6 protein-coding genes are annotated in these 6,241 nt (G+C 57.6%); 3 read left to right on the top strand and 3 right to left on the bottom strand.

Annotated features, from left to right (window positions below; all coding sequences use genetic code 11):
* Positions 1–33: 33 nt before the first annotated feature.
* A complete protein-coding gene (locus HX875_RS31110; protein ID WP_177048699.1) occupies positions 34–1,362 on the bottom strand; it encodes a hypothetical protein in 1,329 nt (442 codons plus the stop codon).
* A gap of 217 nt (positions 1,363–1,579) precedes the next feature.
* Between HX875_RS31110 and HX875_RS31115 the strand changes: the two genes are divergently transcribed.
* The 3 genes from HX875_RS31115 to feaR all read left to right on the top strand — a co-directional run bounded on the left by HX875_RS31115 (position 1,580) and on the right by feaR (position 4,715).
* Complete coding sequence (locus tag HX875_RS31115) at positions 1,580–3,079, top strand: APC family permease (protein WP_177048700.1); 1,500 nt, start codon at positions 1,580–1,582, stop codon at positions 3,077–3,079.
* The gene (locus tag HX875_RS31120) at positions 3,060–3,644 is read left to right on the top strand and encodes a DUF3156 family protein (protein ID WP_177048702.1); all 585 of its coding nucleotides are present in this window, start codon (positions 3,060–3,062) and stop codon (positions 3,642–3,644) included. Before HX875_RS31115 ends, HX875_RS31120 begins: the two co-directional genes overlap by 20 nt.
* Positions 3,645–3,761: 117 nt before the next feature.
* A complete protein-coding gene (feaR, locus tag HX875_RS31125; RefSeq protein WP_177048704.1) occupies positions 3,762–4,715 on the top strand; it encodes a transcriptional regulator FeaR in 954 nt (317 codons plus the stop codon).
* A gap of 328 nt (positions 4,716–5,043) precedes the next feature.
* Here feaR and HX875_RS31130 read toward each other — a convergent pair whose 3' ends face one another.
* Together HX875_RS31130 and HX875_RS31135 are read right to left on the bottom strand one after the other, a co-directional pair.
* Positions 5,044–5,445, bottom strand: a complete 402-nt coding sequence (locus HX875_RS31130; protein WP_177048706.1) for a hypothetical protein — start codon at positions 5,443–5,445, stop codon at positions 5,044–5,046.
* A partial coding sequence (locus HX875_RS31135; protein ID WP_177048708.1) for an RHS repeat-associated core domain-containing protein occupies positions 5,442–6,241 on the bottom strand: 800 nt, incomplete at its 5' end. The genes HX875_RS31130 and HX875_RS31135, both read right to left, overlap by 4 nt.

A 6,241-nucleotide genomic window follows, 5' to 3' on the forward strand; every position in this document is an offset into this window, starting at 1 on the left:
ACATTTGGTCCTCATCAGCCCATTGGATTTGCGCTAGAACGGCACGGCCACGGTGACTTGGCTATAGAGATTGGTGCCATTGCCACCCACCTGATTGCCGCCGTTGCTCTCATCCTTGTTGGGCTTGTACAAACCCAGCAGCGGCGTGACGATCAGGTGTTCGTTCACCGCCCACTCCGCGTACAGGTCCAGTTCGCGCCCATCGAGGTTGAGCATGCCGCCCTTGCTCAACGTCTTGTAGTCGAAGAACAGCGCGCCCAGGGTGACGCTGTCCAGCGGCTTGACCTTCAACGCCACATGCTGCACCTCGGTGTTGGTATTGAACGGCCCCGAGTAATTGCCCGCCACTTCACCCTGCACCCAGGTGCCGTAGCCACGGTTGAAGCCCGAGAACATCGCGTCCCAGTTCTTCGAGTAGCGGCTGTAGCGGTAGGTCAGGTCCGGTGACCAGGGCAGTGCGGCGAAGGTATAACCGCCCTCGGTGTACCAGGCTTTCTCCGGGCCGGCGTCCTTGTCCTGCCAGGCGTATTCAAAGGAAAAGTGCGCGTTCTCGATCCCGGCATTGCCGGCGCCCCGCAGGCTGTAGATGTTCATGCCGGCACGCTGTTTTTGCAGGTCATTGGCGTAGCGGTCGTCAACGCTGATGCCATGGATATAGGTCAACCCCAGGGTGCCGGGCGCAGCGGTGTAGTCCAGTGTACCGGCGGCCATTTCGGTGTTGGCCTGGGCGCGGTTGTCGGACTTGATCCACATCACGCTGCCATGCACGCCGTCCTTGCCACCCAGGCGTAGCACGGCAGTTTGATCGAAAGCATGGCGCGCGGCGATGTAGTAGGCGCCGCCACGGTTGAACTTGCCGTCGCCCACGCCCTTGCCGAGGTTCGGGCCGTCGTCGTTGATGATGAAACCGTCGCCGAGCATGATGACCTGGCGGCCGAACGACAGGTCCACACCCTCCTTGCCCAATGCCGGAAACAGCTCCCCCGAGCGCCAGCCGGCGAAGGCTTCGTCGAACTTGGTGGTGCGCTCGCTGCCGGTGGTCACGCCGGACGCGTCGCCGTCGCCCCAGGTGCCGGAGCTGACCAGGTTGGCCGTGCCATACACGCTGCCCAGGGCGCCGAAGCGCTGGTCGATGCTCAAGCCATACTTGATGAAACCTTCGCGCCAGGTTGAACCGCCGGTGGTGCCGTCGTAGTTCTTGCGGCTGTTGAACAGGCCGTACACCGCCAGGAAGTTGCCGGTGACGTGGGTGTCGTCATCGGCATACAGCTCGAAGGCCTGGGCCGATGACTCGATGAGTGTCAGGGCGATGCCCAGGCTGATGGCACTGTACAGGTGACGGATTTGTTGTGTGTGTTGCATTGTTATAGTCCCCAGCAAGGTGAATTGAGGGAGCATTAGGGCGAGCGCCGCCGGGCCAAGTCTTTCCCCTGCGTGCCAGGCAATTGTCCCAGGCCGCCAGCGGCGCGGCGGTGGCAGGCAGCAACAAAACCGGCGGCAGCCAGGAGCAAGACGATCAGCCAGGGCGGGGCGCAGAGTGCCAATACTTCTAAAAATCCGCTTCTTGAGGATCCGCACCATGTCGATCAACGACCGGCTCACCGAACACCTGAAACGCGGCACGGTGGGCTTTCCCACGGCGCTGGCGAGCACCATCGGCCTGATTATGGCCAGCCCGGTGATCCTCACCGCGACCATGGGGTTTGGCATCGGCGGCAGCGCCTTCGCGGTGGCGATGCTGATCGCGGTGGTAATGATGCTGGCCCAGGCGACCACCTTCGCCGAAGCCGCCTCGATCCTGCCCACCACCGGCTCGGTCTACGACTACATCAATTGCGGCATGGGCCGGTTCTTCGCGATTACCGGCACCTTGTCGGCGTACCTGATCGTGCATGTGTTTGCCGGCACCGCCGAAACCATCCTGTCCGGGGTGATGGCGCTGGTGAACTTCGAACACCTCAACACCCTGGCGGAATCTGCCGGCGGTTCGTGGTTGCTGGGAGTGGGTTTCGTGATCGTGTTCGGGGTACTGAATGCGTTTGGTGTCAGTGCGTTCGGCCGGGCGGAGATCATCCTCACGTTCGGCATGTGGACCACCTTGATGGTGTTCGGCGTGCTGGGCCTGATCGCGGCCCCGGCGGTGCAACTGGACGGCTGGTTCGGTGAGTCCCTGGTGGGCACCGACCTGATCACCATCCTGTCGCTGGTGGGCATGGCGATGTTCATGTTCGTTGGCTGCGAATTCGTCACGCCGCTGGCGCCGGACCTGCGCAACTCGGCCAAGGTCATGCCCAGGGCGATGGTGCTGGGGCTGCTGGGCGTGGCCACCTGCATGTTCATCTACGGCGCCGCGATGAAGCGCCAGGTGGAAAACGTATTGATCGACGCGGCGGGCGGCGTGCACCTGCTGGACACGCCGATGGCCATCCCGAAATTCGCCGAGCAGGTGATGGGCAGCATCGGCCCGATGTGGCTGGGCATCGGCTTTCTGTTTGCCGGCGCTGCGACCATCAACACCCTGATGGCCGGCGTGCCCCGGATTCTGTATGGCATGGCGGTCGACGGCGCGTTGCCCAAGGTCTTCACCTACCTGCACCCGCGCTTCAAGACGCCGCTGCTGTGCATCCTGGTGGCGATGCTGATCCCGTGCCTGCACGCGCTGTACCTGGGGGGCAACACCGACAACATCATGCACCTGGTGCTGGCGGCGGTGTGTGCCTGGAGTTTTGCTTACCTGCTGGTGACGTTGTCGGTGGTGATTTTGCGGATTCGCCGGCCGGATCTGCCTCGCGCTTATCGTTCGCCGTTCTTCCCGCTGCCGCAGATTCTGTCGAGCATCGGCATCCTGCTGGGCATGTGGTTTATCACCCCGCCGGGCATGAACCCTGCCGACATCTACATCCCCTTTGGCGTGATGCTCGGGTGCACGGCGGCGTACGCGCTGTTCTGGACCCTGGTGGTGCAGAAGGTCAATCCATTCAAGCCTGCCTCGGTGGAAGAGGTGTTGGCCAAGGAGTTCGCCCATGAGCCGGGTCAGTCCCACAACGGGTATGTCAGCCATGCTGCAAAAACTGTCTGAGCTGTTCAGCGCCCGGCGCGCGCCTGCCGGGTATCGGCCCGGGGTTACGCTGGAGCACTTGCGACGTAACCTTGGCCTGGCCGGTTATGAGGTGTGCGGCCCGACCACGGCCCGGGTTGCCCTGGGCGACCTCGGGTTGCAATTGGAGATCGTGGAGCGCACCGAATCCCAGCTGTTGATGCACCTGGTGATGACCGAATTCGTCCTGCGCATCCCTGCCTCGCAGCAGGGCACGGCGAGCTTCGAACTGCACCACACCGGGGCCGTTCGACGCACCGGAATCCGCTGTCGGCAGCGGTCGGGAGACAAGGCGCTATTAAGCATTCTGCAAACTGAATTGCAGGAGGGCAGTGCATTGCATCGGGCCCTGATGCCGCTGGACTTCAAGCGTTTGCGCATCGACCTGGCGGATCAGCAGTGGTGCGTGCGGCTTGAGCATATGGGCGGCAGCGAGGTGGTCAACCGCATGCCGGCGTTCCGGCGCTATATCGCCTTGAGCAGCATCCAGCGCGCCTGGTTGCTGGACGCTCTGAGCGGTTTCCAGCGCGCATTACAGGCCCACTGATCGCGGGATTTGGCATCAATAGTGCAACCACCTTGGCAGACACGTACTTGTTGCGCGCATATAGATAACATGTTAACTATTGCCCGACAAAAACAAAAAGCCAAGGTGGAAACAACCATGAGCATGCAACAGATAGGGCAAGACGGGCTGGATCGCTGGACCCGGGATCTGCGCGCGGTTTGCGGTCACTTCGACACAGAACTGGCCTTCAACCGCTCGCTGTTCATCGGCAGCATCACCACCTTTTCCCGCGGCGGTTTGCCTTTGGCCAACCTGCGCACCAACGCGGGCCTGATCAAACGCCCGAAAACCCGCGCCGACCACGATGACGACCAGAACTGCTTCCTCGTCAGCCAGCGCAGCGGCTACTGCCAGATCACCCAAAACGGCCAGAGCGTGCAACTTGCCCCCGGCGAATTACTGTTGATGGACTCGGTGGGTTCCATCGACATCACCCCGTTCGGGCTGATCGAACACGCGTCCCTGTCCTTGTCCCGCGTAGAGGTGTGCAAACAGCTTGGCAACCAGCCCAAGACCTTCGGCAAAATCTCCTCGAGCAAAGCCTGCGGGCGCATGTTGCACGTGCTGATGGACCAACTCTGCAAGGACGCGCTCAGCGGCGAAGGCGCGGTGGGTGAGGGGCAGGCGTTGCAGTCGGCGTTTGTCTCGCTGCTGGGCTCGGCGTTTGAGCAAGAGGATGATGAACGCGATGATTGTGGCGGGTTGCAGGGCAGCAATCTGCGCAGCTATGTGCAGAAAGTGATTGATGAATCGTTGACCCAGCCAGGGCTGAGCCCGGTGGGGTTGGCGAGTCGGTTGAACATCTCGGTGCGGCATTTGTACCGGTTGTTTGAGGAACAGGATGACAGCGTGTGCCGGTACATCCAGCGAGCGCGGTTGAAGCGCAGTGCGGATGATCTGACCAACCCGTTTTTGCGCAGTGAGTCGATTACGTCGATTGCGTATAAGTGGGGGTTTACGGATTCGGCGCACTTTAGTCGGTCGTTCAAGAAGCAGTTTGAAGTGTCACCGAAGGATTTTCGGGCTGGGCGGTTGCAGCAGGTGGGGTGAGTACGGATGGCGGACCTTTTGTTGATGGACACCGGTTAACTGTGGGAGCTGGCTTGCCTGCGATGGCGATTTTGTAGGCGCCAAACATGCTGGGATTTGCCGAGTAGGCTGACCATTTCAAAAGGCCTTTAGTCTGTCATCGTAAGGTACGTACGCTGGTAAGTAGGTGAGGCATGCCTAGCAGATTAGTTGAAATCTTCATATCTTTCGGCACCTAACGATGCGAGCCAGCGTTTAAAAAAAGCAATTTGTTCTTGCGGGTCATTTGTCTTTGTTTTTATGGTTATTTTTTGTCCGTGTTGTTTGTATTTGTACTCGATTTTAAGTTTTAATCTTTGGTTGCACCTATTGAATCTAGCCAGCGATTATAAAAGTCATTTTGTTCGTTGGGGTCATTTGTAATATTGTGTTCCTCATATTCAAATATATGAACTAAATCTTCTCGCGTTGGACGTTTTCCCATGGTCAGCTCATATGCGACCATCCCGCCACTCATTTGTGAAGCCATACTTGAGGGTCTGACGTTTAATTTTGCACCTTTGCAAAGAAACTTTATGTGAGGGAAGTCGACTCTCACTTTTGCTAGGCAAATATACATGTCCTCTCCGGTGTAGATTTTTTTAAAGTCATCGGCTTCGGAAAATTTTAATTTTATATGCGCAGAATCATATTGGAATATCACGTCCTGTTTTTTGTTGTTTATTATTGCTTTAATATTTTTAGTCTTCATTTTATTTTCCGGTTTGGATTTGGAAGTGAATAGCCTACATAGCTGCCATCTCGTTTCATGGGTGTAACACCCAAGATGTCTTTTGTGTCAATTTTACTCTGTATTGAAATTTCTGCTTCATTGTCAAAAGGTACCAGTTTTCCTAATTCCTTATTTAAGTCATGGCCAGGTATCTTTTTTAATGCGTAGAGGAATCCTTTTCGTGTGCCGTATCTAGTTGCAAAATCAATTGCTACAACTTTTAAAGGAGATGTACTTATAAAGTTGCTTGGTGGGTTGTTGCTGTCAAGAGCGTGTAAGTATAAGTCGTTACTGTCGCCCTTGCTTTTGAAACCGTCTCGAAAAACTTCATTTGGGTGTATTTTATCTCCACGATAAAGGTACTCCCTATCCTGTTTTTTCGGCTGCTTAGGCTCCCCTGTATCAACGGCTGCCGTTTTTGTTGGATCTTCAGCCTTAGTTTCCGGTTTACATCCATCGCCTCCGGGACAGGTGTTCAACCCCAACGGATCCACCCACCCCGTAGGGTTAGGCACGTACTGGTATCCGTTCAGCCCGCCCGCCAGCTTCACCGGATCAGGCGTCAGGTAGCGACCAACGTCCGGATTGTAGTAGCGATGGCGGTTGTAGTGCAGCCCGCTTTCCGGGTCGAAGTATTGGCCCTGGAAGCGCAGCGGGTTAGTGATGGTATTGACGTCCAGCTTCGCGATTTGGCCGTAGGCGCGGTAGTGGGCGGACCAAACGATTTCGCCGTCGGGCGCGGTGAGTTCTTGTGGGGTGCCAAGGTGGTCGAGTT

It is taken from the genome of Pseudomonas yamanorum, from assembly GCF_013386765.1.
GTDB classification, from domain to species: domain Bacteria; phylum Pseudomonadota; class Gammaproteobacteria; order Pseudomonadales; family Pseudomonadaceae; genus Aquipseudomonas; species Aquipseudomonas yamanorum_A.

What these genes read in the sequence shown, in the direction of transcription:
- HX875_RS31110 (WP_177048699.1), bottom strand. Translation starts at nt 1,362, where the DNA reads ATGCAACACACACAACAAATCCGTCACCTGTACAGTGCCATCAGCCTG.
- HX875_RS31115 (WP_177048700.1), top strand. Translation starts at nt 1,580, where the DNA reads ATGTCGATCAACGACCGGCTCACCGAACACCTGAAACGCGGCACGGTG.
- HX875_RS31120 (WP_177048702.1), top strand. Translation starts at nt 3,060, where the DNA reads ATGCTGCAAAAACTGTCTGAGCTGTTCAGCGCCCGGCGCGCGCCTGCC.
- feaR (WP_177048704.1), top strand. Translation starts at nt 3,762, where the DNA reads ATGAGCATGCAACAGATAGGGCAAGACGGGCTGGATCGCTGGACCCGG.
- HX875_RS31130 (WP_177048706.1), bottom strand. Translation starts at nt 5,445, where the DNA reads ATGAAGACTAAAAATATTAAAGCAATAATAAACAACAAAAAACAGGAC.